Source organism: Paracoccus versutus, from assembly GCF_000763885.1.
GTDB classification, from domain to species: Bacteria; Pseudomonadota; Alphaproteobacteria; order Rhodobacterales; family Rhodobacteraceae; genus Paracoccus; species Paracoccus versutus.
Map to the genome: position 1 here is coordinate 1 of NZ_JRKO01000157.1, position 1495 is coordinate 1495.

Consider the following 1495-nt stretch of genomic DNA (forward strand, 5'->3'; position numbering starts at 1 on the left):
AGCACCTCGTAGACCCCGGCCGGGCAGTAGCGCTGCGCCGGCTCGGCATAGAGCGGCAGGTTCACCGCGATCGGCACCGTGGGATCCTTCAGCTTCAGGTGGCAGGGCTGGCTTTCCTCGTGGTTGGTGAAGGAAAACGCCACGTTGGTCAGCCGGTCGAACGAGAGCTTGCCGTCCGGCCTGGGGTAGTCGATGGGCTGGAAATCGGCGGCCTTGCCGGTCGCCTCGGCGTCGGTCTTGCCGTGCTTCCAGGTGCCCAAGGGGTTCCAGCCGGTCAGGTTCGCCACCCACATGTCGAAGCCGCCAAGCGCCAGCGACGGCCACAGCCCCAGCTTCGACCACAGCGGCTTGACGTTGCGGACCGGCTTGAGGTCGCGGGCGATGGGGCCGGTGCGCAGGTCGGCCTCGTAATCGGCCAGCTCGTCGCCCGCGCGGCCGGCGGCGATGGCGGCCGCCGCCGCCTCGGCCGCGGCGATGCCCGAGAGCATGGCGTTGTGGTTGCCCTTGATCCGCGGCACGTTCACCAGCCCGGCCGAGCAGCCCAAGAGCGCCGCGCCGGGCACCGCCAGCTTCGGGATCGACTGCCAGCCGCCCTCGGAGATGGCGCGGGCGCCGTAAGCCACGCGCTTGCCGCCCTCCAGCAGCTCCGCGACCAGCGGGTGGTGCTTGAAGCGCTGGAACTCCATGTAGGGATAGAGATAGGGGTTCTTGTAGTTCAGGTGGACGACGAAGCCGACCAGGACCTGGTTGCCCTCGAGGTGATAGATGAAGCTGCCGCCGCCGGCGTTCTTGCCGAGCGGCCAGCCCATGGTGTGGGTGACGGTGCCGGGGCGGGCCTTGGCCGGGTCGATCTCCCAGATCTCCTTCATGCCGAGGCCGAATTTCTGCGGCTCATGGCCGGCCGAGAGGTCGTATTTGCCGATGAGTTCTTTCGCCAGCGAACCCCTCACGCCCTCGGCGATCAGCACGTATTTGCCGCGCAGCTCCATGCCGGGCTCGTAGGCCGGGCCGGGGGTACCGTCGGCCTCGAGCCCCATCTCGCCGGCGACGACGCCGACGACGCGGTCGCCCTCGTAGACCAGCTGCGAGCAGGCCATGCCGGGGAAGATCTCCACCTCCAGCGCCTCGGCCTGCTCGGCGAGCCAGCGGCAGACATTGCCCATCGAGACGATGTATTTGCCGTGGTTCGACATCAGGGGCGGCATCGGCCAGTTCGGGACGCGGACCTGGCCCTGCGGGCCGAGGATGTAGAAATTGTCCTGGGTGACTTCGGTGCTGACCGGGGCGCCCTTGTCCTTCCAGTCCGGGATCAGCCGGTCGAGGCCGGCGGTGTCGAGCACGGCGCCCGAGAGGATATGCGCGCCGATCTCCGAGCCCTTCTCCAGCAGCACCACCGAAAGCTCCGGGTTCACCTGCTTCAGCCGGATCGCCGCCGACAGCCCCGCCGGGCCGCCGCCGACGATCACAACGTCGTATTCCATCGACTCGCGTTCAA

General features: G+C 68.6%; 1 protein-coding gene. It reads right to left on the minus strand.

Features of this window, described 5'->3' with window-relative positions; all coding sequences use genetic code 11:
* The coding region (locus IT40_RS26395) for an electron transfer flavoprotein-ubiquinone oxidoreductase (protein ID WP_243700346.1) at positions 1–1495 on the minus strand (1495 nt) is incomplete at both ends.